This is a genomic window from Allobosea sp. P2_A10 (assembly GCF_056405115.1).
In genome coordinates this window covers 105756-132699 of the sequence record NZ_JBFUCS010000001.1, presented here as the reverse complement: position 1 = coordinate 132699, position 26944 = coordinate 105756, and the positions used below count along the sequence as shown (strand labels likewise).

General features: G+C 65.8%; 26 protein-coding genes. 7 read left to right on the top strand and 19 right to left on the bottom strand.

The features are described 5' to 3' along the window. Positions 1-121 precede the first annotated feature (121 nt). The 7 genes from AC1DZY_RS00705 to AC1DZY_RS00675 form a co-directional block, all read right to left on the bottom strand. Complete coding sequence (locus AC1DZY_RS00705; protein WP_476818134.1) at positions 122-1450, bottom strand: NAD(P)/FAD-dependent oxidoreductase; 1329 nt, start codon at positions 1448-1450, stop codon at positions 122-124. A 192-nt stretch (positions 1451-1642) separates the two neighbouring features. After that, positions 1643-2860 carry a M20 family metallopeptidase gene (locus AC1DZY_RS00700; RefSeq protein WP_476818133.1) on the bottom strand — a complete coding sequence of 406 codons (1218 nt, stop codon included), beginning with the start codon at positions 2858-2860 and terminating at the stop codon, positions 1643-1645. A gap of 46 nt (positions 2861-2906) precedes the next feature. Beyond that, entirely contained in the window at positions 2907-4541 is a 1635-nt protein-coding gene (locus AC1DZY_RS00695) for a dipeptide ABC transporter ATP-binding protein (protein ID WP_476818132.1), read from the bottom strand. Further along, entirely contained in the window at positions 4538-5362 is an 825-nt protein-coding gene (locus AC1DZY_RS00690) for an ABC transporter permease (RefSeq protein WP_476818131.1), read from the bottom strand. Before AC1DZY_RS00690 ends, AC1DZY_RS00695 begins: the two co-directional genes overlap by 4 nt. Before the next feature lie 8 nt (positions 5363-5370). Then, entirely contained in the window at positions 5371-6318 is a 948-nt protein-coding gene (locus AC1DZY_RS00685) for an ABC transporter permease (RefSeq protein WP_476818130.1), read from the bottom strand. Positions 6319-6342: 24 nt separating this feature from the next. Next, the gene (locus AC1DZY_RS00680) at positions 6343-7902 is read right to left on the bottom strand and encodes an ABC transporter substrate-binding protein (protein WP_476818129.1); all 1560 of its coding nucleotides are present in this window, start codon (positions 7900-7902) and stop codon (positions 6343-6345) included. A gap of 11 nt (positions 7903-7913) precedes the next feature. Next, entirely contained in the window at positions 7914-9203 is a 1290-nt protein-coding gene (locus AC1DZY_RS00675; RefSeq protein WP_476818128.1) for a M20 family metallopeptidase, read from the bottom strand. A gap of 162 nt (positions 9204-9365) precedes the next feature. Between AC1DZY_RS00675 and AC1DZY_RS00670 the strand changes: the two genes are divergently transcribed. The 5 genes from AC1DZY_RS00670 to AC1DZY_RS00650 all read left to right on the top strand — a co-directional run bounded on the left by AC1DZY_RS00670 (position 9366) and on the right by AC1DZY_RS00650 (position 15129). After that, positions 9366-10178, top strand: a complete 813-nt coding sequence (locus AC1DZY_RS00670; protein ID WP_476818127.1) for a GntR family transcriptional regulator — start codon at positions 9366-9368, stop codon at positions 10176-10178. Between the two features lie 817 nt (positions 10179-10995). Continuing rightward, positions 10996-12348 carry a putative bifunctional diguanylate cyclase/phosphodiesterase gene (locus AC1DZY_RS00665; RefSeq protein WP_476818126.1) on the top strand — a complete coding sequence of 451 codons (1353 nt, stop codon included), beginning with the start codon at positions 10996-10998 and terminating at the stop codon, positions 12346-12348. A gap of 43 nt (positions 12349-12391) precedes the next feature. Next, positions 12392-13399, top strand: a complete 1008-nt coding sequence (locus AC1DZY_RS00660) for an aspartate carbamoyltransferase (protein WP_476818125.1) — start codon at positions 12392-12394, stop codon at positions 13397-13399. After that, complete coding sequence (locus AC1DZY_RS00655; RefSeq protein ID WP_476818124.1) at positions 13387-14313, top strand: hypothetical protein; 927 nt, start codon at positions 13387-13389, stop codon at positions 14311-14313. Before AC1DZY_RS00660 ends, AC1DZY_RS00655 begins: the two co-directional genes overlap by 13 nt. A gap of 51 nt (positions 14314-14364) precedes the next feature. Beyond that, entirely contained in the window at positions 14365-15129 is a 765-nt protein-coding gene (locus tag AC1DZY_RS00650) for a LamB/YcsF family protein (RefSeq protein ID WP_476818123.1), read from the top strand. Positions 15130-15132: 3 nt separating this feature from the next. Here the strand turns inward: AC1DZY_RS00650 and AC1DZY_RS00645 are convergent, their stop codons facing one another. From AC1DZY_RS00645 to AC1DZY_RS00630, 4 genes are all read right to left on the bottom strand, one after another. Then, positions 15133-16137, bottom strand: a complete 1005-nt coding sequence (locus AC1DZY_RS00645) for a 5-oxoprolinase subunit C family protein (RefSeq protein WP_476818122.1) — start codon at positions 16135-16137, stop codon at positions 15133-15135. Further along, positions 16134-16865: a 5-oxoprolinase subunit PxpB gene (gene pxpB / locus AC1DZY_RS00640; protein ID WP_476818121.1), complete on the bottom strand. Its 732-nt coding sequence runs from the start codon at positions 16863-16865 to the stop codon at positions 16134-16136. Before pxpB ends, AC1DZY_RS00645 begins: the two co-directional genes overlap by 4 nt. Further along, positions 16865-17359 carry a hypothetical protein gene (locus tag AC1DZY_RS00635; RefSeq protein ID WP_476818120.1) on the bottom strand — a complete coding sequence of 165 codons (495 nt, stop codon included), beginning with the start codon at positions 17357-17359 and terminating at the stop codon, positions 16865-16867. The genes pxpB and AC1DZY_RS00635 overlap by 1 nt, the downstream gene beginning before the upstream one ends. Before the next feature lie 128 nt (positions 17360-17487). Continuing rightward, complete coding sequence (locus AC1DZY_RS00630; protein WP_476818119.1) at positions 17488-19401, bottom strand: ABCB family ABC transporter ATP-binding protein/permease; 1914 nt, start codon at positions 19399-19401, stop codon at positions 17488-17490. A gap of 121 nt (positions 19402-19522) precedes the next feature. On the opposite strand from AC1DZY_RS00630, the gene AC1DZY_RS00625 reads away from it, so the two are divergent. Next, positions 19523-19918, top strand: coding sequence for a hypothetical protein (locus AC1DZY_RS00625; RefSeq protein WP_476818118.1), 396 nt, complete (start codon positions 19523-19525; stop codon positions 19916-19918). 180 nt (positions 19919-20098) lie between these two features. Here AC1DZY_RS00625 and cimA read toward each other — a convergent pair whose 3' ends face one another. From cimA to cysS, 4 genes are all read right to left on the bottom strand, one after another. Beyond that, positions 20099-21697 carry a citramalate synthase gene (gene cimA, locus AC1DZY_RS00620; protein WP_476818117.1) on the bottom strand — a complete coding sequence of 533 codons (1599 nt, stop codon included), beginning with the start codon at positions 21695-21697 and terminating at the stop codon, positions 20099-20101. Between the two features lie 103 nt (positions 21698-21800). Further along, on the bottom strand, positions 21801-22418 hold the full coding sequence (locus AC1DZY_RS00615) for a hypothetical protein (RefSeq protein WP_476818116.1): 618 nt from the start codon (positions 22416-22418) through the stop codon (positions 21801-21803). Beyond that, positions 22415-22984, bottom strand: coding sequence for an endonuclease domain-containing protein (locus AC1DZY_RS00610; protein WP_476818115.1), 570 nt, complete (start codon positions 22982-22984; stop codon positions 22415-22417). Before AC1DZY_RS00610 ends, AC1DZY_RS00615 begins: the two co-directional genes overlap by 4 nt. Continuing rightward, positions 22981-24489, bottom strand: a complete 1509-nt coding sequence (cysS, locus tag AC1DZY_RS00605; protein WP_476818114.1) for a cysteine--tRNA ligase — start codon at positions 24487-24489, stop codon at positions 22981-22983. Before cysS ends, AC1DZY_RS00610 begins: the two co-directional genes overlap by 4 nt. Positions 24490-24796: 307 nt before the next feature. On the opposite strand from cysS, the gene AC1DZY_RS00600 reads away from it, so the two are divergent. Continuing rightward, the gene (locus tag AC1DZY_RS00600; RefSeq protein ID WP_476818113.1) at positions 24797-25123 is read left to right on the top strand and encodes a hypothetical protein; all 327 of its coding nucleotides are present in this window, start codon (positions 24797-24799) and stop codon (positions 25121-25123) included. Positions 25124-25151: 28 nt separating this feature from the next. Here AC1DZY_RS00600 and AC1DZY_RS00595 read toward each other — a convergent pair whose 3' ends face one another. From AC1DZY_RS00595 to AC1DZY_RS00580, 4 genes are all read right to left on the bottom strand, one after another. Beyond that, positions 25152-25439, bottom strand: a complete 288-nt coding sequence (locus AC1DZY_RS00595) for a BrnA antitoxin family protein (protein ID WP_476818112.1) — start codon at positions 25437-25439, stop codon at positions 25152-25154. Further along, positions 25402-25677 (bottom strand): BrnT family toxin, encoded by a 276-nt coding sequence (locus AC1DZY_RS00590; protein WP_476818111.1) that lies wholly within the window; start codon positions 25675-25677, stop codon positions 25402-25404. The genes AC1DZY_RS00595 and AC1DZY_RS00590 overlap by 38 nt, the downstream gene beginning before the upstream one ends. A 109-nt stretch (positions 25678-25786) precedes the next feature. Next, the gene (locus tag AC1DZY_RS00585; RefSeq protein WP_476818110.1) at positions 25787-26305 is read right to left on the bottom strand and encodes a CreA family protein; all 519 of its coding nucleotides are present in this window, start codon (positions 26303-26305) and stop codon (positions 25787-25789) included. Between the two features lie 81 nt (positions 26306-26386). Next, positions 26387-26920 (bottom strand): hypothetical protein, encoded by a 534-nt coding sequence (locus AC1DZY_RS00580; RefSeq protein ID WP_476818109.1) that lies wholly within the window; start codon positions 26918-26920, stop codon positions 26387-26389. Between the last annotated feature and the right edge of the window lie 24 nt (positions 26921-26944).

Here is a 26944-nt window from a genome sequence, read left to right as displayed (position 1 = left end):
GAGATCAGCGGGAGGGCAATCGGCGCAACCATGCCGCATACAGGGAGGCCGTGCGCTCTATTGCGACATGGGGCTGCTGCGCGCGAGCTATTGGAGCCGACACTGGATATCCGGCGCGCCGTCACATCAGGCCGGGTTCGCCGAGATCGCTGCCGTCGACCAGCCGGCTGTAACGGTAAGGATGGGGATCGACGATGGGGGCGTCGCCGGCGATCAGGTCCGCGGCGAGACGGCCGGCCGCCGGTCCGACGCCAAAGCCGTGTCCGCTGAAGCCGGCCGAGACATACAGGCCGGGCAGCTTGTCGATGGGCGAGATCACCGGCACCCAATCGGGCGTGAAATCGATCAGGCCACCATATTTGTGCATGATCTTGACGTCGGCGAGTTGCGGATAGAGTTCGCCGATCCGTTTGATGGCGAAGTCGATCAGCTTTTCCTGCGGCGGCGGATCATAGGTCCGCATCCTCTCGAAGGGCGATACGCTGTCGTTGCTCCAGCGCATCAGCGCCTCCGGCCCGGAGAAGAACGAGCGGCCGGCGCGGATCGTCAGGAGCTTGTGGCGCTTCCGGAAGGTCCGCCAGAACGGCTTTGCATACATCATCCCCTGGGGGCTGAGTTCGAGCAGGCCGCGACCGCTGATGCCGATCGTATAGCCGCCGTCGAGCCGGCGCCTGAACGTAATGTCCGGCGTCGAGATGCCGGCATCGGTGATCTCGGGCGCGGGCGCGGTGAAGAACGAGGTCGAGCGCACGCCCGCCAGCGGCATGTCGATGCCGTGATGGCGGCAGAACATCGAGGTCCAGACGCCGCCGGCCACCAGAACCGCGCTGGTCGCGATCGTACCCTTCTCCGTCACCACGGCGGACACCCGGCCAGCCGACGTTTCGAGTCCGCGTGCGGCGCAGTCCTGATGGATCGTGACGCCGAGCTTGCGCGCGCCTTCGGCGATGGCTGGAACGGCAAGGCCCGGCTCGGCGCGGCCGTCGCTCGGCGAATGCACGCCGCCGATCCACTCCCCGGTCGAGCCCGGCGTCATCGCCCTCGCCTCGGCGGCCGACAGGATACGGCTATGCATCTGCATCTCGCTGGCGCTTTCGCACCAGCGCGACCAGGCATCCAGGTCCGATTGCCTGGTCGTGACGTAGATCAGCCCGGTCTTGCGGAAGCCGGTGTCGGCACCGAGTTCCTCGTTCAGGCCGTTCCACATCTCGACGGCACGCATCGCCAGCGGCAATTCGCGCAGATCGCGATTCTGCTGCCGGCACCAGCCCCAGTTCCGGCTCGACTGCTCGCCCGCGACATAACCCTTCTCGACCACAGCGACCGAATGGCCCTTGCGAGCGAGATGATAGGCGGCGGTGATGCCGGCGATACCGCCGCCGATGACCACGACATCGGCTGAACTCGGCAGTGTCTCGTCGCTGCGAATGCGCGTGACCGGAGGCGACATGGCTGGAAATCCCTCAATCGCCGAAACCGGCGGCTTGCATGCGCGGCGACGATTGCATGCGCACCCCGATAAAAGCCGATCCTGTCTGGAAAACGAAGCCAAGGACGGCCGTTGAAACCGCAGATTCTGCCTGATCCTGCTGCCTCGCCGGCACCTGCGGATGGTCTTGCCGGCACGCCGGCCTGGCGGCCGTCAGGCGACCTCGCAGATATCGAGAATGCAGAGCATGTAGATGCGGATCATGTCGAGATAATCGGCGATGTCGACGCGCTCGTCGGGCATGGTGTTGTAGCGCCCGCCGGGGCCGCAGACGATGCCCTCCATGCCGAGCTCCCCATAGAGATGGCCGGCATCGGTTCCGAAGAAGCAGGGCGGCGCGATCGCGCCCATCGGCTGCTTCTCGCCGCGCACCTCCTGATAAGCCGCGTTGATCGTCTTGACGATGCGGGCGTCCTTGGCGACCTCGAAGGCCGGCATCGAGCGATGGCCTTCGGCCTTCTCCGTACGGATCGTCGCCTTGAGGCCGGGAAAACGCGCCTCCAGCGCATCGAGTTCGAGCCGCATGTCGGCGACGGCGCCGGCCTCGGTCTGACCCGGTGCGTAGCGGCCCGAGCCCTTGATCCTGGCGAAGTCCGAGACCTGCGGCGCGCGCCATTCGTGCAGTTCCTTGCCGAGCGCGCCATGTACGACGCCGACATGGACGCGGTTGATCGAGCGATGCTCCTCACTGCGCGCGCCGGAAAAGGTCATCGCGTTGAGGCGCGGAACGAGATCGCAGGCCGCCATGATGGCGTCGACCGCCTGCTCGCGCTTGGAGAGGTGGCGGGTGTTGCCGGTGAGCTCGATGACATAGGTGAAGGCGCAGGCGTGCATGGTGATCGCCTGCAGATCGGTCGGCTCGGAATTGATGAAGTAGTCGGCCTTCACGCCCTGCCGGATCGCCGCGACCGTGCCGACGCCGCCCTGGAGTTCGCCGACCACGAAGGTCAGCACGACATCGCCCTTCAGCACGACACCGGCTTCGATCAGCGTCTTGACCGCGCAGAAATAGGCCGCATCGCCCGCCTTCATGTTGGAGACGCCGATACCGTAGATGAACCTGTCGTCGACGAGGCCGCCCCAGGGATCGACGGTCCAGCCCTCGGTCGCCGGGTTGGTGTCGAGATGGCCGTTGAAGAGCAGGCTTTTGCCCCCGCCCTGCCCCTTCCAGCGCCCGATCGCGTTGACGCGCTCGCCGACGACCGGCTGCAACTCCGCCTCGACGCCGATCTCGCGCATGCGGTCGGCCATCCAGCCGGCGAGGACACGTTCTCCTTCCGTCTCCGAATAGCTCTTGTGGCGCGCCATCGCGCTGAGGAAATCGAGGGCGGCTTTCTCGTCGAGACGAGCCAGGAGGGCGGCGCGGTCCATCGTTCTAGTCCTTGGGGTCAGGCTTTTAGGGATCAGGCTTTGGGGGTCAGGCAGGGGTCGCGGCGGCGGGAGCCGGCACGGCCTCGATCAGCGAGCGGGTGTAGGGGTGGATGGTGTCGCCCGCGAGCGCGCCGACGTCGACGAGGTCGACGAGGTCGCCGCGATACATCACCGCGATGCGGTGGGCGATCTGGCGCACCAGATTGATGTCGTGGGTGATGAAGAGATAGGCGGTGCCGAAGCGCTTCTGGAGATCGACCAACAATTCGACGACGGAGGCCTGCACGGAGACGTCGAGCGCCGAGGTGATCTCGTCGCAGATCACCAGTTTCGGTCGAGACGCGAAGGCGCGCGCAATGGCGACGCGCTGCTTCTCGCCACCCGAAAGCTGGTGGGGATAGCGCTCGGCGTAAGCCGCCGGCAGCCGGACCTGCTCCAGCAGCGCACCGATCGCAGCCGTATCGGCGCGCTGGTCGGCCGTCCCATAGAGCGCCAGCGGCCGCGACAGGATTTCGCGGATGCGATGGCGCGGATTGAGCGAGGAATCGGGGTGCTGGAAGATGATCTGGACATCGCGGCGATAGGCCCGGTCCATGTCCTTCAGGCCGCCGATCGCCCGACCGGAAAAGCGTATCTGTCCCTCGAAAGGGTTCAGGCCGGTCAGAGCCCGGGCGAGCGTCGATTTGCCGGATCCGGACTCGCCGACGATGCCCAAGATCTCGCCCTCTCGCACCGACAGGCTGACCTCGCGATTGCCGGTGAACTGCGTGTTGGCGCGGCCCAGAAGGCCTGCCAGGAACGGCTTGCGGCCATAGCGCACGCTGACCTTGTCGACCTCGACCAGCGCCTTCGCCTCGACGCCCGGCCCGACGCCGACGAGGCGATGGTCGGGCCGGGGGACGGCTGCGAGCAGCTTTTGCGTGTAGGCGTCGCGGGGGGTGGAGAAGACCTCACCCACCCTGCCCTGCTCGACGATGCGGCCGCGATGAATCACCGCGACGCGGTTGGCGACGCGCGAGACCAGCGCCAGATCATGCGAGATGTAGAGCGAGGCGACGCCGGTCTCGGCCTGGAGTTCGGCGAAGAGATCGAGGATCTGGCTGGAGGTGATGACATCAAGCGCGGTCGTCGGCTCGTCGAAGATGATGCATTCCGGCTGGCAGGCGAAGGCGGTGGCGATGACGACGCGCTGCTTCTCGCCGCCCGACGCCTCATGGGGATAGCGCCGCATCATTTCGGCTGGAATCTTCAGGCCGACGCGGGCGAGCATCGCCTCCCCTTCCGCCCAGGCCTGCCGGCGCGTCAGGCCGCGATGGCGCACCAGCACCTCCGCCAGTTGCTCGCCCAGCGGCAGGGTCGGGTTGAGCGAGGTGCTCGGGTCCTGGAAGACCATGCCGATGCGCGCGCCGCGAATGGCGTCGATTTCGGCCTCGCTCGCGCCGGTCAGCGGCTTGTCGCCGAGGCGGATCACGCCCTGCTCGCGGGCGCTGTGCGGGAGGTGGCGCATGATCGCCCAGGCGAGCGAGGTCTTGCCCGAGCCGGACTCGCCGACGAGCCCGAGCACCTCGCCGCGCGCGACCTGAAGCGTCACGTCGTCGAGCGCGCGGGTGAATCCGGCGGGCGTGGCGTAATCGAGGCCGTAGCCGGCGATGTCGAGGACTTTGCTCACGACTTGGCTCATGTGCGCGGGTTCAGCGCATCGCGCAGGCCGTCGCCGAGCAGGTTGAAGCCGATCGCGACGAAGGCCACCGCAAGGCTCGGCCACAGGATCATCCAGTGGCTGAGATGCATGAAGCGCCGGGCCTCGGCCACCATCAGCCCCCATTCGGAGGCCGGCGGCTGTGCGCCCAGACCAAGGAAGCTCAGCGTCGCAAACAGCATCACGGCGAAGGCGACGCGGATCGTCATCTCGACGATGATCGGAGCGACGACATTGGGCAGCATCTCGCGCCAGACGATGAAACCGGCGCTTTCGCCGCGCGCGATGGCGGCGTTGACATAGTCCTGCTTGCGCACCGACAGCGCCACGGAACGCGTCACCCGCGCCATGCCGGGCGTGAAGGCGAGCGCGATCGCCAGCAGCGCGTTGATGCTGCTCTTGCCGAGCAGATTGACGATCAGCAGCGCCATCAGCAGGCTCGGGATCGACATGACCGCGTCGACCGTCCGCATGATCGCCTCGTCGGCGCGGCCGCCCAGGAAAGCCGAGATCGTGCCGATCAGCGCGCCGACGCTGGTGCCGAGCACGGTTGCAGCCACCGCCAGCACGACGGTGGCGCGCGCGCCATGCAGCAGGCGGCTCAGGATATCGCGGCCATACTGGTCGGTGCCGAGCCAGAACTGCGCGCTCGGCGGCTTGTAGCGCTGCAGGGGTGCGAGGCTTTCGGGATTATAGGGCGCAAGCCACGGCCCGAGCACGACCACGAACAGGATCAGCGCGACGAAGACGAGGCCGAGCGCGCCCTGCGGCGAGCGCAGCGTGCGCAGAAAGACGTCACGCATGGAGGACCTCAATCATACTGGATCCTCCGGTCGAGCCGGGCATAGGCGATGTCGGCGAGAAAATTGGCGAGCGCATAGGTCGCCGCCATGATCAAGGCTCCAGCCTGGATCGAGGGCAGGTCGCGCGCCTGGATCGCGACGATGAGCTGGCGGCCGATGCCCGGCAGCGCGAAGATTTCCTCGACCACGATGACGCCGCCGAGCAGATAGCCGACATCAAGCGCCACGATCGTGATCGTCGGCAGGAGCGCGTTGCGCAGCGCGTGCTTGAACAGCACGGCGCGACCCGAAAGCCCCTTCAGCCGGGCGGCGCGGATGTAGTCGCTGTGCAGGACATCGACGAGTTCGGAGCGGACCATGCGCGAGACATGGGCGATCAGGATAACCGAGACGGTCAGCACCGGCAGGACGAGATGACGGAGGCCCTGCGTCAGGTTTTCGGTGAGCGGGACATAGCCCGTCGCCGGCAACCATTGCAGCCAGTCGGCCAGCACCAGCACGAACAGCGTCGCGGTGACGAACTCCGGCAAGGAGACGCCGACATAGGAGATCATGCTGACCATGAGATCAGGCAGCCGGCCGCGCCTGACGGCGGCAATGATGCCCAGCGGCAAGGCGAGCGCCAGCATCAGCACGATCGAGAACAGCGCGAGCAGGAGCGAGCGGCCGAGCGCCTCGAGCATCACCGGAGCGACCGGCTGGCCGGTACGCATCGACACGCCGAAATCGCCGTGCAGCACCCCGCCGAGCCAATGCAGGTACTGCGCCCAGATCGGCTCGTTCAGGCCCATCCGGGCGCGGATCGCCGCCAGAGCGTCGGGCGTCGCGTTCTCGCCGAGCATCATCACGGCCGCATCCGCCGGCAGCACCTGCGTGATCGCGAAGACGAGCAGCGACACGACGAGCAGCGTGTAGCCGACCAGCGCGATCCGCTTCAGGACATAGGCCGGCGACACCTTTGAACTCCCCTGCCGTTCGCGTCAGCCGCGCTTGGGCGCGTTGGCGCCAAGCGAGACATGATCGAGCCGGAAGACCGCGCCGCGCGGGTGGAGTTGATAGCCCTGGACCCACTCGCGCTGGGCGGCGAGCAGGTCGAAGAAGCACGGGATGATCGAGGGCACCTCCTCATACATCAGCTTCTGCGCCTGCGCATAAAGCGCGGCGCGCTTGGCGTCGTCGACCGTGGCGCGGGCTTCGTTGACGAATTTGTCGAAGGTCGCGTTGTTCCAGCGCGTCTCGTTCCAGGCGGCGTTGGAGGTATAGAGCAGCGCGAAGATGGCGTCGGCGGTCGCCTGCATGTTGTAGAAGCCGACATAAAACGAGCCCTTCTTCCAGACCTGGTCGAGATAGGTCGCGTGCGGCATCGTCTCGACATTGATGCGGAAGCCGGCGGGCTTGGCCATCTCCCGCAGGGCGACCGCCATCTGCGTGCGCAGCGACGGGCGGTCCGATGCGATCAGCGTGGCGTCGAGGCCGTTGGGATAGCCGGCCGCCGCGAGCAGGGCCTTGGCTTTGGCGATGTCGGGCTGCTTGCGCGCCTGGTCGGCATGGAAGCGATAGGCCATGTTGAGCGGGGTATCGTTGCCGGCGGTGCCGAGACCTTCGGTGACGAAATCGACCATGGCGGCGCGATCGACCGTCAGGGCCAACGCCTGGCGCACCCGGACATCGTTGAATGGCTTGGTGTCGCAGCCGAAATTGACGTTGCAGAACTGGCCGGAGGCGACGCGCATGCCCTTGACGCCGGCAGACTTCGACAGGCGCGCGAATTCGGTCGGCGGCACGGTCGAGATCAGGTCGGTATCGCCGGAGATCAGCGCGGAACCTTCCGCCGTGCTGTCGGGATAGACCACGACGACGACGCGATCGAGATAGGGTCTCGCCTTGTCGTAATAGGCATCGTTGCGCGTGACGACGATCTGCCGCTCAGGCTCGAAGGAGACCAGCTTGAACGGGCCGCTTCCGATCGCCTCGCGGTCGAGACGACCGAGCCCCGATGCCAACACCGCGGCGGGCACGATCTTGGCGTTGGTGTAGGCCAGCGTCACCGGAAGGTCGGCGAAGGGCGTCGACAGCTTGAAGACGACGCTGTGGTCGCCTGCAGCCGTGACCTTGCTGATCGGGCCGACATTCTGGCGCGCCGGCGAGGCGGTCTTGGGGTCGAGGATCGCCTCGAAGGTCGCAACCACATCGGCTGAGGTGAGCGGGCTGCCGTCATGGAAGCTGACGCCCTTGCGCAGCAGGAAGGTCCACTCGGTCAGGTCGCTGGAGCTCGACCAGGACTCGGCCAGATCCGGCTCGGCGCTCATGTCGACCTTGAGACGGGTCAGGGCCGAATAGAGCAGTTCGGAGACCAGATATTCCGGGTTCACGCGGGTCTGGAGCGGGTTCAGCTTCGACACCGCCTGATCGACGCTGACGCGCAGCGTGCCGCCCCGGCTGGGGCTTTGCGCTTGGGCCACGGCGTCGAAGCCGGTCATGGCGAAACCGCTCAGCGCGGCCGAGGTGGCGAGGAAACGGCGACGATCGAGATTATGCATGGATCGCTCCTTCAGATCTGGGGGGAGTGCGGGATCAGGTCAGGCATGAAATCGGCGGCGAGGTAGGCGAGCACGCTGCGGGCCAGCGCGACGATGTCGGCGGTCGTGGTGTACTCGCCGGGAGCATGGATGTTGCGGTCCGGACGGCCAAGGCCGCCGAGCAGGACTTCCTGCATGCCGGTCCGCTGGACCCAGCCGAAATCGGAGCAACTCGCGGCGCCCCATTTCCGAAAATCCTCCTGAGCATAGCCGAAGCCCTGCCCCATCGCATGCTGCCAGCGCGGCCAGTGCGGCCCTGTCGGATCGGCGGTCGGGATCAGGTGGCCGATCAGATCGATCTCGACGGACAGGCCGGGCGTTGCCGCGACTGCATTGCGGATCACCGCCTCGATCTCCGCCAGCGCCGCCTCGAAATGCTCCTCGGGCGCATAGCGCCGGTTGATCGTGATCTCGAGCAGGGCCGGCACCTGCCCGCCGCAGGTTCCGCCATGGACGGCGGCGATGGCGAGTTGTGGCGCGAGCGGCCCCTTCGCATGGGGTGGAGGCGGCAGGGCCGAGACGCGGGCCGCGATTTTCGGCTTGAGATCGGTCAGCGCCTGCAGCAGCGGCAGCGCGGCTTCGATCGCGTTGAGGCCCGTCCCCGTCCGGTTGCCTTCGCCGGCATGAACCGCCTGACCGCGCACACGCACCAGCAGATTGAACAGGCCAAAGCAGCCGGCCCAGATCCGGGCGTCCGCACTGCCGTTAAAATTCAGGACATGGCCTTCGAGGCGGCGCTGCTCGGCCAGATAGCGGATGCCGGGATAGAGCCCCCCCTCCTCGTCGGTGCAGAACAGCAGCATCGGGTCGTAGGCGAGCGCGACATTGCAGGCATCGGCGGCGCGCAGCGCCAGCAGGACGGCGGCGATGCATCCCTTCATGTCGGCCGCTCCAAGCCCGGTCAGGCGCTCGCCATCGCGCAGCAACGTCAGGGGGTCACTTTGCCAGCCCGGTGCAGCGGGAACCGTGTCGACGTGAAAATAGAGCCCCAGCACCGGCTTGCCGCTGCGCCGCGTCGCGATGAGATTCGTCCGTGGTCCCTGAGCCGGACCGCCGGGCACATGCCAGAGCTCGTCGGGCACCACGATGCGCTCATGCGCAAAGCCGAGCGGCGCGACCATCGTCTCCATCAAAGTGGCGAAGGCGTCATAGCCCCGCCCCGGCGGAAACGATGTGTCGACGGCGACCATCGCACCGAGATCGTCGACGGCGCGCTGCGCCTCCGCCGCGATCAGCGCCATGGCCTGCTCGAGGGCGGGCATCGGCTTTGGCGCGGGAGATGCCACGATCGTTCAGCGCTCCACAGTCGCGCTTGTCGCGCACCGCGGCGATCTGCGATGCAGAAGGCGGATGGCCAGGGGCGGCATCGACATTTGCTAGCACCTCGCTTTTCTATAAACTATATAGAAATAGGACTGGATCGCATGCCGGCTGTCAACGCCAAAAAAACGACGGTGCCTGCCCTCGAACCGCTCACCTCGCAGGCGGCGGTCCAATCGACGATTCCGAACCTGACGGGGGGCGATTCCGCGCCGCTTTACGAAAAAGTGAAGCGGCACATGTCGGAGGCGATCCTCGTCGGAGAATGGCAGCCGGGAATGGTGCTGCCCAACGAGACCGCGCTTGCCCAAGGTTTCGGCATCGCCGTCGGCACGGTCCGGCGGGCCATGAGCGACCTCGTCGCCGAGGGCCTGCTGTCGCGCCGGCGCAAGACCGGCACCGTGGTGACCGGGCGCAGCCCGCATCACAGCATGCGCTTCTTCTTCCAGTATTTCCGGCTGCACCGGGCCGATGGCAGCCTGGTGCGATCGACCAGCCAGATGCTGGGCGTCGATGTCGTGCCGGCAACGCCCGAGCAGGCCGCCCTGCTGCAGATCAGATCGGGCGGCGTCATCAAGGTGCGGCGCATCCGCCTCGTCGACGACAAGCCGGTGATGCATGACCATCTGGTTTTCGCCGAGGAGCGCCTGCCCGGCCTGCCGCGCGACCCCGCCGCGCTGCCGCCGCTGCTGTATCTGTATCTGCTGGAGCGCTACGGCATCCGCATCTCGACCGTGCGCGAGCAGATCACGGCCGACCTCGCCGACGACGAGGATATCGCGCTGCTCGCCCTGTCCGGGCGCGAGGCCGTGCTGACCATCGACGAGGTCGCCTATGATCAGGCCGGCACGCCTACCATCCTGGCGCGTCACCGCGCCACGACGCAGGCTCACGCCTATATCAACGAAGTCCGGTAAAGCCCGACGTCGTCGATGAACCCGCGCATCGAGGCAGACCGGGCGGCCGCCACGATCACAATTATGCTTTTTGAATTTTACGCCGGCATCTTAGCAGTTATTCAACCTAAGCGATTGATGCTCGCCATAACTCTTTCGAGAGCCATATTTATCCAGGGCGGACCGGATCCACCTTTCAGATCGAGTATGTCTTATGCCCCTAAAAGACAATCATGTCGTTGAGGTCGCGCGGGCTCAGAAAGATCAGACTGCGATGGCCGCAGAGCTGGTTGCGGCTTTGTATGCAACCCGTGGACCTATTCTGATCGGATCAATTACGGTCACCGCCGTGATGACCGGCGCCGGCCTGCTGACGGGCAACGACCAGGTATTCTTTTCTCTCGCTCTCCTGATGTCGATCGTCGGCTTACTGAGACTCGAATCGCATCGGATGTATGAAAAGGCAAAAGACGCCCGCGATTCGATTTTTGACGCAGCTCATTTCGAGAAGCTGGCCATGGCCGGCGCCTGGGCGACGGCCGCGCTCATCTCGGCATTCAGCTGCTATTCGCTGCGATATTATCCCTACGAGCCGGTTACGGTCCTGACGATCGCACAGACGATCGGTTACCTTGCCGGAATATCCGGGCGCAATACATCGCGTCCTCTGATTACCAAAGTGCAGGTCCTGGTCTCGGCAGTTCCTTTCATATACGCACTTATCGCGACGCTCGAACCGGCCTATATACTGATTGCATTGACGGTTATCCTGACGACGCTCCTGACGTTCTCAAGTACACAGATCATCCACGAGATGTTCGTCTCTCGCCATGATTCCATGCGTGAACTGGAAAGTCTCGCGAATCTTGACACCCTGACCAATCTCGACAACCGCCGTTCACTACTGGCTAAACTCGAGAAAAAACTGAATGAAGACAAGTCTCTGACGCTACTTTCGATCGACGTCGATAATTTCAAGGCGATCAACGACACATATGGTCATGACGTTGGCGACGCGCTGCTGTTGTCCATCAGCGAGACGCTGGCGTCGCGTCTGGTCCAGGGCGAGAGCGCAGCCCGGATGGGCGGCGACGAATTCATGATCGTGACCTCGCGCGGACGCGCCGAATCCGCCGAGTTCGCCGCCCGCCTGCTGGCGCAGATCGGCGCGCAGCGCCGGATCAAGGGGCGCAGCCTCGCCGCCACCGTCAGCGTCGGGATCGTCGTCGCCGATGGCTGCCTGAGCGTCGAGGAGGTGCTCAAGCGCGCCGACATCGCGCTCTACAAGGCCAAATCCGACGGTCGCAACCATTTCGTCGTCTACACGCCCGAACTCAGCGTCGAGCATGACGAGCACCTCGCCTTCGAGGTCGATGTCCGCGAGGCGATCCGCAGCGGCCAGTTCAAGCTGGCCTACCAGCCGATCTACAATCCGCGCTCCGGCAGCGTCACGCTGGTCGAAGCGCTGCTGCGCTGGGAGCATCCGGTGCGCGGCCATGTCAGCCCGATGACCTTCATTCCGGTCGCGGAACGCGCCGGCCTGATCAAGGTGCTCGGTGCATGGACGATCGAGACCGCGGTACGGGCGGCCCTGACCTGGCCTCGCAATGTCGGCGTCAGTGTCAATGTGTCGGCCCGGCAGTTCGAGAGCGACCACGACCTCGTCGCCGTGGTCGAGGCGATCCTGCGCACCTCCGGCCTCCAGCCCCGCCGCCTGACGCTCGAGATCACCGAGTCGACCCTGATCGAGGATACGCCAGCCATCGTCGATAGCCTGAAGCGGCTGCGCGCGCTCGGCGTGCGGATTGCGCTCGACGATTTCGGTACGGGCTATTCCTCGCTGAGCTATCTCGCCGACCTGCCAATCGACATCATCAAGATCGACAAGACCTTCAGCCGCGAAATCGAGTTCTCGCCGAAGGCGAACGCGCTCATGACGGCGATCACCGATCTCGCGCACAAGCTCAAGCTGCTGATCATCGTCGAAGGCATCGAGACCGAGGCGCAGCTTGCGGTGATGCGCCGCTTCAGCCTGCACGGCATCCAGGGTTACATCTTCGCCCGGCCGATGACGGGCGACGCCCTGCTCGCGATCATCAAGGACCGGGTTCATTCCGAAAGGGATGCCGCCCGCCGCGAGAGCGCGTCACTGCCGGCGCTTCCTGCTCCAAAACGTCCGAAAGTGGCCTGACCGTCTCCACGGTAGTCGAACCGAAAACGGAGACGAGTGCAGCATGCAGAGGCCGAACTACCCCAGCGGCAAAGACCTGCTTGGCGCCGATTCCGTCTCGCGGGTCGATCTCGACGACATCTTTGCGCGCGCCGAACGTCATCTGGCCGAGGAGAACGACGACGGCTCGGCTGGCGACACGGTCCCGCTGTCGTCGATCGCGCGCAGGCGGCCCAAAGTGGTCGCGACGCTGTTCGACCAGCGCAGCACGCGCACGCGGCTGGGCTTCCAGGCCGCGGCGCTGCAACTCGGACACCAGTCGCTCGATGTCTACGACACCGAGCGCAGCCGCATGGGCAGCGCGACGGGCGAATCCATCGAGGACCATATCCGCACCATCGAGGCCTATAGCGACCTCATCGTCGTGCGGTCCCATATGGAGAGCCTGCCCTACCAGATCGGACGGTTGAGCTACCTGCCCGTGGTCAACGCCGGCAATGGCGCCGACGAGCATCCGACCCAGGCATTGATCGACCTGTTTGCGATCCACAAGCTGCGCGGGCCGGTCTCACAGCAGTCGATCGCGCTGTCGAGCGACACCCGCGCGCGTTTCGCGCTCTCCTTCGTCAAGATGCTGCGCCTGGCGCCGCCGCAGCGCTTCACGCTGTGCGTGCTGCCCGACGTGCCGATCAACCCGCCGATGCGCGAGGCCATCGCCATGCTGGCGAGCCTGGGCTGCAAGGTCTCGATCGTCCACGATGTCCGCGACACGCTCGACCACGACATCCTGAGCATCCAGATGCAGGACATGAGCCGCTTCGCCCACGCGACGCTCGGCACCGAGGCCGTCGACAAGGAGGCCGAGACCGAGCCCTTCACGATCACGGCCAAGAAGATCCTCGATGCCCGCTCGGATACGCTGATCCTCAACCCGCTGCCGCGTTTTTCCGAACTCGACGTCTCCTGCGACAGCCTGCCCAACGCCGGCTATTTCAAGCAGGTGAAGCTCTCCACCCCGGTCAGGATGGCTGTCCTGGAGCGCATGCTGCTGGGTATCCCATGGACCGGCTGAACCGGCCCTTCACGAAATTCGCGGCCTGGATGGCGCTGCACCTGATGGCCTATGTCGCCGTCGCGGTGTCGATCCGATATTTGTCCTACAGCGTCCGTATCGTCGAGATCGCCGCGATCCGCTCCGCCGGCTCGCTGGCCATCGCGATGTGGGTGATCTGGCGCAACAAGACGATCCATCCGGAAATGATCGGCCTGAAGGTCGGCAGCCATGTCCAGCGCAGCCTGATCCATCTCGTCGGTTCGCTGGCCCTGATCTGGAGCGTGGCCAACCTGCCGCTCGGCTTCATCGCAACCGTCGAATTCTCCGGGCCGCTTTTCGCAGCGCTGATCGGCGTCGCGGTGGCCGGCCGCGTGCCGGGACCGACCGCCTCCATCGGCCTCGCTTTCATCGCGGTCGGCGCAAGCTATCTCCTGCTTTCGCAAGGGCTTTCGCAGGATGCGAGCCTGCTCATCCCCGTCGGCGCGGTCGCCCTGCTGACAACCACGAACCTGATGCTGGCGCGGCTCGCCGAGAAGCGCAGCATCACGCTGATCATCTTCGTGATGCATTCGGTGCAACTGCCGATCTTCATCATGCTGATCGCGCTCAATCTCGATTTTCTCGGAACGCCCGCGAGGGTGGGCGCCAGCGAAGGTCATATGGTCGATATCCTTTGCACGCTGCTGGCGGTCCTCGTCCTGGTGGTGTCGGGTTTCGTCACGCAGACCGCGCTGGCAAACGCCTCGCGCCACAGCACGCCGTTGCAGCTCTGCGCCGCCGATACGCTGCGGATCCCGTTCCTGGCCATGGTCGGCTACCTCGCCTTCGGCGAGGTTCTGGACGGGCGCGTGCTGCTACCGGGCCTGCTCGTCGTAACCGGCGCGATCGTCGCCAGCCTGCCCCGCGACCTTGCCCGCCGCCGGGAAGTCTGAGACGACAGGCCCTCGGGCGATGCCGGCATGTCCGCCGGAGCGGGAGGCCCCATGCAGATCGACCTCAACGCGGATGTCGGCGAAAGCTTCGGCCCCTGGACCATGGGCAACGACGCGGCGATGTTCGACATCGTCACGACGGCCAACGTCGCCTGCGGTTTCCACGCCGGCGACCCCGAGATCATGCGCAAGACCTCCGAGCTCGCGCTGTCGAAGGGCGTCGCGGTGGGAGCTCATCCCGGCTTCGCCGACCTGATCGGCTTCGGGCGGCGACGCGTGCCGGGCCTGACCGAACGTGAGGTCGAGAACCTCGTCGCCTATCAGGTCGGGGCGTTCCAGGCCGTCGCCGAGCTCGCCGGTCACCGGATGACGCATGTGAAGACGCATGGCGCGCTCGGCAACATGTGCAATGACGACGAGGCGCTGGCGCTCGCCGTCGGGCGCGGCATCAAGGCGGCCGCTCCCGACGCACTCTACCTCGTCATGCCGGGCATGCCGACCGAGCGGGCGGCCGAGAAGCTGGGCCTGAGGCATTTTCGCGAGATCTACGCCGACCGTACCTATGACGACACGTTCAACCTGACCGACCGCGCGAAACCCGGCGCCGTGATCCACGATCCCGAGCAGGCGACGGCGCATGTGATGCGCATGCTCGACGCCGGCGCGGTCGTCTCGACGAGCGGAAAGGTGCTGAAAGTCGGCATCGACTCGATCTGCCTGCATGGCGACAACCCCCATGCCGTTGCGCTCGCGCGCACGCTGCGGGCGCGGCTGGAGGCGGCGGGCGCGAAGGTGGCGCGCTACGGCAACGGATGAGGTTCAGCCGACGGACGGCGTCGCGCTGGTGACTCCGCCGATCAGGTTGAGCGAGAGCAGGCGCTCGCTGGTCAGCGCCGCCGTGACAGGCGCAAGGCTCCCCGACAGCGCCTCGATCGCGGCCCGCGCGCGACGCGCCGCCTCGATCGCCTGATCCAGCGTCACAACCGAAAAGCGCACCGGGCCGCCCGGCGGAATCTGGGCGAAGCGGGCGATGTCGGCGCTGATGATCGTCGCGATCTTGGGGTAGCCGCCGGTGGTCTGACGATCGCGCAGCAATACGATCGGCCGGCCGTCGCCGGGTACCTGGATCGAACCGTCGACGATGCCGTCCGAGACGATGTTGTAGCCGGCGCTATGGCTGAGCGTGGGGCCTTCCAGCCTGACGCCCATGCGATCAGCCTGGGCGCTGAGGCGATAGCCCTGCCCGGTCAGGATCGTGAAGGCTTCGGTCGGGAAATGATCGTCCTGCGGGCCGGGCAGGATGCGGATCGGCCCCTCCTCATGCCGGGGAGGTTCGGGCAGGCAGAACAGGCCTTCATGACCCGTGCCGGCCGCCGGCAAGCGAGAGCCCGCAGCCAGCGGCGGGCCACCGATGCCGGAGCGGCGATGCATCGAGCGGCTGCCCATGTCGGGCAAGGTCGCGACGCCGCCCTCGACGCCGAGATAGGCGTAGGCGCCGCCCGCCGTCAGCCTCGCGACGATCACGCCGCCATCGGGAACGCGCACCGCCGTGAACGGCGCGACCTTGCGGCCGTCGACCTCCAGGCTGCAGGCAGGGCCGGCGAGCGCGATCGTGATCTCGCCCTCGGCGACGAGGCGGGCCGTCCCAATGCCGAGTTCGAGCGCCGCTGCATCGCCCGCCGCGCCGACCAGCAGATTGGCGGCGGCCAGAAACAGCGGGTCCATCGCGCCCGCCGGCGAAACGCCGAAGCGCTGCCAGCCGAGCCGTCCGCGATCCTGGATCGAGGTCGCCGGTCCGCAGGCCCTGATGACGAGCGCGCTCATCGCGCTTCGAGCCGGGCGACGGGCGCGCCTTCCGCCGCCAGCGCATCGAGCCCGGCCCATTCTCCAGCCCCGATACGCTCGAAGCTGATCTCGTCGCCCGGCGCATAGGTGAAGACCGGCTCGCGGCCGGGCATGAAGCCGCGCGCCGGCGTGCGGCCGACCATATGCCAGCCGCTCGGCCCCGCCACGCTGGAAATCGCGCTCTGGCCGCCGCCGATCGAGACCGACTGTGCCGGCACCAGCGCGCGCGGCTCCGGGCGGCGCGGCGTCGCGAGCGCTGGGTCGAGGCCGCTGAGATAGGCAAAGCCCGGCATGAACCCGATCATCGCCACGACATAAATCGCGGCCGCGTGGCGCGTGACGAGCGCCTCCGCGCTGATGCCGTGCCGGGCCGCGAGATCGTCGAGATCCATGCCGAACTCGCCACCATAGACGATCGGCACGCGCCAGCGCCGGGCCATGCCCTGCGCCGCGACCGGCTGCTCGCAAAGCGAGAAGATCCGCGCCTCCAGCGCCGGCAGATCGACGCCGAGCGGATCGAGATGGACGAGCAGGGAGCGATAGGTCGGCACCGTCTCGACCAGTCCCGTCGGCGGATTAGCGGCCAGCGCTGCGTCCAGCGCCAGAACGCGGGCGCTGGAGGCCGCGTCGATGACGGCTCCGAACTCGACCGAGAGCGCCGCATCGCCGCAGCGCAGCAGGCGGGGACGGGCGAAGGCGTGCTGCATCACACCAGATGCAGTGGCCGGTTGCTGGCGAAACGGCGGGCAGCCAGCACGGTCAACACGACGAACAACGCCAGCAAAATGCCCTGCGCGATGGCGAAGGGCGGCTCGGCCTGCGTCGGCGCCATGGCGCGCAGGGCCGGCACCTTCATGAAGGCCTGGGCCACCGCGACGAAGACGAGAAGATAGAGCGCCAGCATCGCCGCGATCGCGTAGCTGCGCCGCCAGATCCCCGCGAGGCCCCGGCCGTATAGCGCAAAGCCCGCCACGACCAGCAGCAGGAGCGAGATCGCGCCGACGATATGCGAGGGCAGCACGCCGCTGACCGGGAAGCCGAACCCGGTCGCGCTCGTGGCGAAGGCGGTGGCGAGATAGACCCCGGTCCAGCGCGGCGAGGTGTGGCCCCTGAGCAATCCCGACGCGACCGGAAAGCCCGCAATGATGGCGATGATGCTGAGCCAGGTGTGGAAACCCACAAAGCTTGTCGGATCGAACATTTGGAAGCCCCCGCTTCTGTCTGATGCCTCGCGCATCGTCGTGCCGCAGAATGCAGGAAGCCGGCCATCATCGCGAGCGATTTCAGGGCCAAAGCCTCCCTTCTCCCCTTGCGGGAGAAGGGACCGCTCTACCGCGTCAGACTCACCCTGACGCTCGGCGCTTCCTCCTCGGTGGCGCGTTGCAGCGTCGCCTTGGCCTCGTCGACCTGGCGCTGGCGGTTCCACAGCGCCGCGTAGACGCCATCGGCGGCGAGCAGTTGCGGATGGTTGCCGCGTTCGACGATCAGACCCTTGTCGAGCACGATGATCTCGTCGGCGTTGATCACGGTCGAGAGCCGGTGGGCGATGACCAGCGTGGTGCGGCCCTCGCTGACCCGGTCGAGCGCGTCCTGGATTTCCTTCTCGGTGAAGGAGTCGAGCGCCGAGGTCGCCTCGTCCAGCACCAGCACCGGCGGGCCTTTCAGGATGGTGCGCGCGATGGCGACGCGCTGCTTCTCGCCGCCGGAGAGCTTCAGCCCGCGCTCGCCGACGGAGGTGGCGTAGCCTTCCGGCAGCGATTTGATGAAGCGGTCGATCTGGGCGAGCCGCGCCGCCTCCTCGACCTCGGCCTCCGACGCCTCGGGCCGGCCATAGCGGATATTGTATTCGATGGTGTCGTTGAACAGCACCGTGTCCTGAGGAACCATGCCGATCGCGGCGCGCAGGCTGACCTGCTGGATATCGGCGATCGGCTGCCCATCGATCAGGATGCGGCCGGCATTGGGCTCGTAGAAGCGAAACAGCAGCCGCGAGATCGTCGACTTGCCGGCGCCTGACGGGCCGACGATGGCGATGGTCCTGCCCGGCGGCACGGTGAAGGAGATGCCCTTCAGGATCGGCCGTTCAGGGATGTAGGCGAAGTGGACGTTCTCGAAGACGACCTCGCCGGCATGGACCTGCAGGGGTAGCGCACCCGGCTTGTCCTGGATTTCGGGGTCGCGGCCGATCAGCTCGAACATCTGCCCGATGTCGAGCGTCGCCTGCTTGATCTCGCGATAGACGGTGCCCATGAAATTCAGCGGCTGGTAGAGCTGGATCAGCATGGCGTTGATCAGCACGAAATCGCCGACCGTGTGGGTGCCGGCGCGAAAGCCGCGCACCGCCATCACCATCGAGATGGTCAGGCCAGCAGCGAAGATCGCCGCCTGCCCGAAGTTCAGCCATGCCAGCGAGGTGTAGGCCTTCACCGAGTTGCGCTCATAGCGCGCCATCGAGACGTCGTAGCGCGCGGTCTCGCGGGTCTCGGCGCCGAAATATTTCACCGTCTCGTAGTTCAGCAGCGAGTCGATCGCCTTCGAGTTGGCGTCGGTGTCGCTCTCGTTCATCGCGCCGCGAATGGCGATGCGCCACTCCGTCGCCTGGATGGTGTAGGTCATGTAGATGACGACCATGGCGACGAGTACGACGACATAAAGCCAGTCGAACATCGCCAGCAGCACGCCGATGATCAGCGCGACCTCGACGATGACGGGCACGAGCTGGTTGAGGCCGAGACGCACCATCTCCTCGATGCCGCTGCGGCCGCGTTCGAGTACGCGGGTCAGGCCGCCGGTCTTGCGTTCGAGATGGAAGCGCAACGAAAGGTGATGCAGATGGCCGAAGGTCTGCAGCGCCAGCGTCCGCACGGCATGCATGAAGACCGGCGCAAACAGCGCGTCGCGAAGCTGGATGAAGGCCGACGAGCCGATCCGCGCCAGCCCGTACAGCACCGTCAGCACCAGGGGCGCGCCGACGAGCCAGGGCACCCAGCGTTCGAGACTGGACGGCGTGTTGGCGAGCGCGTCGGTCGCCCATTTGAAGGTGAAGGGCACGCCCATCAGCACGATGCGCCCCATCACAAGCAGCACGAAGGCGAGCACGACGCGCTTGCGCAGATCGGCGCGGTCCCGCGGCCAGAGATAGGGCCAGAGCGCGCGGAAGGTCGCGACGAAGCCGGAACCGGGCTTCAGCACGAAGGATGGCGGGAGGATTGGCGCGGGAGCGGGCGCGGCAGGCGGAGACATCTTGAAACGATTCCAGGTTGGGCCGCTGATATAGGCGCATTCGCGGATGATTGCATGCAGTTCGCGGATGCCGCCGCTGACGCGGAGAGACGCCTTGTTCTTGTCCAAGAGCCGGTGTCAGATGGCAGCTGAAAGCGACGACAGCTTATCGACAGGGACGGGAACAGCCATGATCATTCAACGGGTTATCGCCACCGCCGCGATCGGGATCCTTGCCGGCGCCCTGCTCCCGGCGGGGCCTGCCGCCGCGCAACGCGCCAAGCCGCCGGCGCAGATCACCATCCACAACATGCGCACCACGCCGCTGACGACGTTCGAAATCGCCACCACCGGAGACCAGCCGCGCCTCGTCGCCAAGCTTGCCAAGCCGCTTGCGCCGGGCAAGAGCATCGCGCTGAAGCTGAACAAGGCCTCGGGCTGCAGCTACTACGTGCTGGCGCGCTTCGACGACGCGGTCGAGACCGACTCGGAGGGGATGGATCTGTGCCGCGACAAGGTGATCCGCCTGACGGATTGAGGCGCTGGTCGCGCTTCATACGGGGTGAACCCAACACCATCGTCATTCCGGGCGCAGCGCAGCGGAGACCCGAAATCCATCGTAGGGCGACGACAGCGCTCGATGATGGATTACGGACCGGCGCGGCTTGCGCCGCTTGTCCGGAATGACGGGCGTCTTGTGAGATCGAGCGCTACAGCCCTACGTCGTCGCGCCCTCGCGCATCAGCTTGTAGGTGATCGAATCCACCAGCGCCTGGAAGGAGGCGTCGATGATGTTGGCGCTGACGCCCACCGTGGTCCAGCGCGCCCCTCGCTCGTCGGCGGATTCGATCAGCACTCGTGTCACCGCGTCGGTGCCGCCCTGGAAGACGCGGACCTTGTAGTCGACGAGGCGCAGGCCCTCGATCAGCGACTGGTAGCGGCCGAGATCCTTGCGCAGCGCCAGATCGAGCGCATTGACCGGGCCGAGCGCGCTTTCGGCAACCGAGATTAGGCTCTCCTCGCCGACCTTCACCTTCACGATCGCCTCGGAGAAGGTGACGAGTTCGCCCAGTGCATTGAAGCGGCGCTCGACATTGGCGGTGAAGCGCTCGACCTCGAAATAGGCCGGCAGCTCATGCAGGATGCGCTTGGCCAGCAGATAGAACGAGGCGTCGGCGCCCTCGAAAGCATAGCCCTGCGCCTCCTTGTCCTTGACCTCCTGCAGCACGCGCCCGAGGCGCGGGTCGTCGCGGCCGACGGTCACGCCGATGCGCTCCAGTTCGGCGACGAGGTTGGACTTGCCGCCCTGATCGGAGATCAGAACCTTGCGCAGATTGCCCGTCGCCTCGGGCGGGACATGCTCGTAAGTGCGCGGATCCTTCAGCACGGCCGAGGCATGGATGCCGGCCTTGGTGGCGAAAGCGGACGCGCCGACGAAGGGCGCATGGCGATTGGGCGCGCGGTTCAGCATCTCGTCGAGCGCGCGCGAGACATGGGTGAGCTCGCCAAGCTGTTTGTCGTCGACGCCGATGGAAAAGCGCCGGTTGTAGCGGTCCTTGAGTTTCAGTGCGCCGATCAGCGTGACCAGATTGGCGTTGCCGCAACGCTCGCCGAGACCGTTCAGCGTGCCCTGGATCTGGCGCACGCCGGCCTCGACCGCGGCCAGCGAATTGGCGACGGCGCAGCCGCAATCGTCATGGGCGTGGATGCCGAGGCTTTCGCCGGGAATAGTCTTGGCGACCTCGGCGACGATCGCCGAAACCTCGTCGGGCAGCGTGCCGCCATTGGTGTCGCAGAGCACGACCCAACGCGCGCCAGCCTCATAAGCGGCGCGGGCGCAGGCGAGCGCATAATCGGGATTGGCCTTGTAGCCGTCGAAGAAGTGCTCGCAATCGAGCATGACCTCGCGGCCGGCGGCCTTCGCCGCCTCGACGCTCTCGCGGATGCCGGCGATGTTGTCCTCGAGCGGGATCTCTAGCGCGACATGGACGTGGTAATCCCAGGCCTTGGCGACGAAGACGATGGCGTCGGCCTTCGCCTCCAGCAGGCCGACGAGGCCTGGATCGTTGGCGGCCGAGCGCCCTGCCCGCTTGGTCATGCCGAAAGCGGCGAATTTCGCATGCTTCGTCGGCTTCTCCGCAAAAAAAGCCGTGTCGAGCGGGTTCGCGCCGGGATAGCCGCCCTCGACATAGTCGATGCCGAGTCCGTCCAGCATCGCGGCCACGCTGCGCTTGTCGTCGAGCGAGAAATCGACGCCGGTGGTCTGCGCGCCGTCGCGCAGCGTCGTGTCGAAGAGGTGGATGCGTGCAGGCGTCATGGCTTTCGCCCGAGCTTGAAGCGCAGCAGGCGCGGCATCACCATGGCCAGCATGATGAGCTTGATGGCGACGGAGAGCGAACCGGCGGGGCGGATTTTGGGGGTCATGGGTTTTCGTCCAGCGCGGTCGGAAGCCGCCGGAGATCGACGGGAGTTTCAGGGTCGATCTCGCCGATCATGGCCGGCTTGAGATCGTATATGGCGGCGACGGCCTCCAGCGCGGCGGGGGCGTCGAGGTTGACGCCCCAGGACGCGATGGCGCGCACAAAGGCACGCGTCGTCATCAGCGTCACCGGGTAGTCGACTTCGAGGAACAGGTTCGGGACCTTGCGGTCCTCGTAGAGCACGACGGCCGATGACACCGCGTCAGGCCGCCATTGATCGACGAACTCGCGCAACGCCAGTTCGCCGGAGTTGCGCAGGCCGGATTTCAAGCGTGCGTCTTCCTCGGGCGTGCGGACGCGCGCCTTAAGCGATGCAATGCCCTCGCCGATGATCGTCGTGACGCGCAGCAGTGCCTCGCCTTCGGCCGCGATCCAGCGTGCAATCTCATCCGCATAAGGCTTGCTCGGGTCGCCGACGAGTTCGTCCTCGACACGATCGACCAGCACGATCCGGCGGTTGAGCCGGGCCAGCATCGGCAAAAGGCCGGCGGCGGCGAGCCGCAGGATAGGCCCGGCATCGGCGACGATAATGGGTTCGCGGGAGGCGGGGGGCATCATGGCGAGGGGTCGTCCGGCATCTGCGCGACGTTGCGCAACGGGCGCTTCACGAGTCCTGAATTCAGATCAGCCCACAGCGTATCAACGATTTCGTCAGGCCTTTGCAGGATGTCCGCGTTCCAGAAGCGGCGCATACGAAAGCCTTGCGCAACGATCCATGCGTCGCGCTTCGCGTCATAAATGTTCTCGGCGTGCTGCCCGCCATCGGCCTCGACGATCAGCCGACGTTCAAGACAGACAAAATCGACGACATAGCGCCCTATCGCGACCTGCCGGCGAAACTTGAAACCGCTGAAGCGACGGTCTCGCATCAGATACCAAAGCTTGCGCTCGGCCTCGGTCGGCTCCCTGCGCATGGCGCGAGCGTGACCTTTCAAGATCAGCTGAAGCGTCGGCACGGGCTCCTCTTCTCCCCTTGCGGGAGAAGGTGGCCGCGCAGCGGACGGATGAGGGGTCGCACCGCCATTTCCGGTCAGGTCATGACTGCCCGAAATCTCTCGGACGCAGCGCGACCCCTCACCCCAACCCTCTCCCGCAAGGGGAGAGGGGGCAGGTCGGCGGTTCATCGCTTCACCTCCCAGGTCGTGGTCGGCTCGCCGTTCGCGTCCTTGCCATCCTTGAGCGTGATACTCATCCCCGCCAAATGTCCACGAATGCGATCCGACTCGGCGAAATTCTTCGCGCGCCGAGCGTCGAGACGCGCTGCGACCAGGCTTTCAATCAGGGCCTCGTCAGCGGGAGATGTTCCGAATATATCGCTCGTCGCCCGATTGATGTCAGCGAACCCAAGCGCGTTGAGATTGCTGATGAGTTCTCGCTTTAGATCAGCGCGCCCCTCAGTCTCTGCCTGCCGGTAAAGCTGGTGGAGATATGCCATCAATGCCGGCGTATTAAGATCATCCGACAACGCCGCTACTGCTCCGTCGCTCAAATATGCCGGAGCGTCACCGACCCAAAAACGAGCCCACGACGCGAGCGTCCTTTTTGCCTCGATAAGGCTGTTCACAGTCCAATCGATCGGCTGGCGATAATGCGTCTTCAGCATGGCAAGGCGCAGCACTTCGCCTGGCCATTTGCGCCCGCCGAACACCTCCGTCTCCAGCAGCTCGTTGATCGTCACGAAGTTGCCGAGCGATTTCGACATCTTCTCGCCCTCGACCTGCAGGAAGCCGTTGTGCATCCAGTAGTTCGCCATGCGCGCCGAGCCGTCCGCGCCGCCAAACGCGCAGCAGCTCTGGGCGATCTCGTTCTCATGATGCGGGAAGACGAGGTCGATGCCGCCGCCATGGATGTCGAAGAGGTTCTTCTCCGGATCGTCGCAGGCGAGCCCGCCGCCGAATGGCGCGAGCAAAGTCGCCATCGACATCGCCGAGCACTCGATATGCCAGCCGGGGCGGCCGGGCCGCGTGATCCCCTCGGGCGCTCCCTCAGGCCAGAGCCAGCCGGGATCGACGCCATTGCGGCTCGGCTTCCAGAGCACGAAATCCATCGGGTCGCGCTTGTAGGGCGCGACGTCGACGCGCGCGCCGGCTATCATCTCGTCGAGCGGGCGGCGGGCCAGCGTGCCGTAACCCGGCGCGTTTTTCAGATGCGCGGCGGCCGGGACATGGAACAGCACATGCTCCTCGGCGACGTAAGCGACGCCCCGCGCGATCAGGCGATGGATGATCGCCTGCATCTCCGCGATATGCGCGGTGGCGCGCGGCTCACTCGTCGGCGGCAGGTTGCCCAGCGCCGCGATGTCCTTGTGGAACTGCGCGGTCGTGGCCCGCGTGACCTCGCCGATCGCCTGGTTCAGCGGCAGGCCGGGGAAATCGCGGGCGGCACGCGCGTTGATCTTGTCGTCGACGTCGGTGAGGTTGCGCGCATAGGTGACGCGTTCGGCACCGTAGAGATGCCGCAGCAGCCGGTAGAGCACGTCGAAGACGATGACCGGACGGGCGTTGCCGATATGGGCGTAGTCGTAGACCGTCGGGCCGCAGACATACATGCGAACATGCTGCGGATCGACGGGGGTGAAAACCTCCTTCGTCCGGGTCAGCGTGTTGTAGAGCCTGAGGGTGGGCGACATCGGAAACGTCCTGGAAAACGGCAAAGCATATCACGGCCGCTGGCCGGGGCGCTTTTGTCAGGTCTTTTCCGAGACGAGGACGTGAGCAGCCGGCCAGCGAAAGCTAGCGGCAAATCCGACAAATCAGGGTGGCGGCTCGCGTCATGAAAAACTGATTGCCTGTGCGCGGGCTTTGCGTCAAGAGGGCGCCCCAACTTGCTGCGCCGCACCATGATCGTGGCCACGGTTCATTCAAATTTAACCGGCAGGAACCATCCTCTCGATTCGAGGGTTGAGCGCCCGATCGGTCACGAGGATTGAAGTTCAGATGCGCCGCGCCATCGCTCTTGTCGGCCTGTTCGGAATCATCGGCGCGGGGATGTCACTGTCGGTCCTGCCGACCTCCGACACGGTCGCCGCCCCCAACGACCAGCGCACCTTCCTGATCCCGGCCAGCGACGGCTACGGCGTCGCCGACTGCATCTCCAGCAAGTCTGAATGCGGCAAGATCGTCGCCAATGCCTGGTGCGAGGCCAAGGGCTTCAAGATGGCGACGAATTTCGGCATCGCCGCCCGCGAGGATTTCACCGGCTCGCTGTCGAAGATCGCCACCGCCGCACCCGAGCAGCCGCTGGTGATCACCTGCGGCGGCTGACGATCGATGTGACCGTTCTTTGCGGCGGTCAGCCGGCCTTCCGGTCCTTCTGGGCCTGCACATAGGCCTTCAGGACGTTCTGCATCCGCGTCAGATGTCCCTTGCCGCCTTGCTTGAAGAAATCGAACACGGCCGGATCGAGCTTCAGATGAACCGAAGTGGGCTCGACCCGCGGTTCGACCAGCACTGCATTCGCCCAGAAATCGGGACCAAGGCTGGGGCCGGGGGCAGCGTCGGGGTTGTGGTAGAGCTCACCGGCCAGACGCATGGCGCGAATCTCAGCCAGCGACGCTCGCCTGATATTTTCTTCGCTCATCCTGGCCTCCTCGCCATGCCGTAATCAGGCGGGTCGCTTGTTCGCGCTGCGTATGAATCACGACGAAACATTCACCCTCGACCAGCCCGATCGAGATCAGACGCACTTCGCCGCCATAGTCGCGCTGGTCCACTCTCGTCAGTACGTGTCCTTCGAAAATGCCCGCCGCGTAGATAATATCGACATCCCGCTTGGCGATCGTTTCCTGACGCTTGGCCTCGTCCCATTCGAATTCCATCCAGCGTCCCGCCGACGAAAACCGTGCACATCCTCATCAAGCCGGCAGGCAGCAATTAGCGTACGCATAAAATGTACACTAAAACCTCAGCCGTGCAAATCCGCCTCGCCTACCTCACCCATTCCCCGCATTTGGCCGGCTCGCCGACGCCGCCCCAGGGCATGATCGGGACGCTGGAGGTCGAGTTCTTCGGCGAACCGTCGATCAGCTTGTCGGTATAGACCATGTAGATCAGTACGTTGCGCTTGGCGTCGCAGCCACGCACGATCTGCATCTTCTTCCAGATCAGCGAACGGCGCTCGCGGAAGACGACGTCGCCCTGCTCGAATTTCTCGCGGAACTTGATCGGGCCAATCTGCCGGCAGGCGAGCGAAATGTCGGATAATTGCTCGGCGACGCCGAAGGCGCCGGCGATGCCGCCCTTCTCGGGCACCGTATAGTGGCAGGCCACGCCCTCGACGACGGGATCGTCGACGCCGTAGACTGCGAGCTTGTCGTCAGGCGTCAGGAACTTCCAGACGGTCGACTTCTTGAAGATCACGTCTTCCTGCGCCGCTGCGGGCGCGGACATCGCAGCCACGCCGAGAAGCCCGGCAAAGGCTACGAAAAGAGCGGGTTTGAACGGCATCTCGATCTCCTGCGGCGACGCGGCTGAACCCGTCGGCCAGCATATGGTTCCGACAGGCCCGCCGCGCCAGAGCCTGAAGGCTCACGCCGCCAGCGGCTTGAAGGCGAGATAAGCCGCAGCGAGCGCGCCGACGGTGCCGGCCGTGAACAGCACCAGCTTGAATTGCGTGACACGACTGGCGAAGACGACGTTGCCGGGCTCGATCTTCGGATAATTGTCGAGCAGTTTCGCCACGGCGAGGTTCTCGGCGACATCGCAGAGGCCGCCGAGCAGCCAGCCGCCGCCGCAGAGCGCAGCGATCCACCATGGCTGGCCGCGCATCAAGAGCCCGGCGACGATGACCGCGCCGACGATCGCGTAGAAGAAGGCGAAGGCGGCGTCGGCCGGCAGGATCCGCCTGCGGTATTTCGCACGCAGATCGTCGCCATAATGGACGAACAGCTTCTCGACATCCGCGACGGTGTAGCCGTTCCAGTCGTTCTCGAGAAAGCGCCCCACGCCCTGCCGGCTCGACCAGAGACCGACCAGCCAGAACAGCAGCATCACCAGTGCCGGCCCCCAGACGAAGAATGCGAGCGGGATGGTGGCGGGGTAGAGCGGCACGGATTCGATCATGGCGAAGGTCTGTTCTCGCGGCGG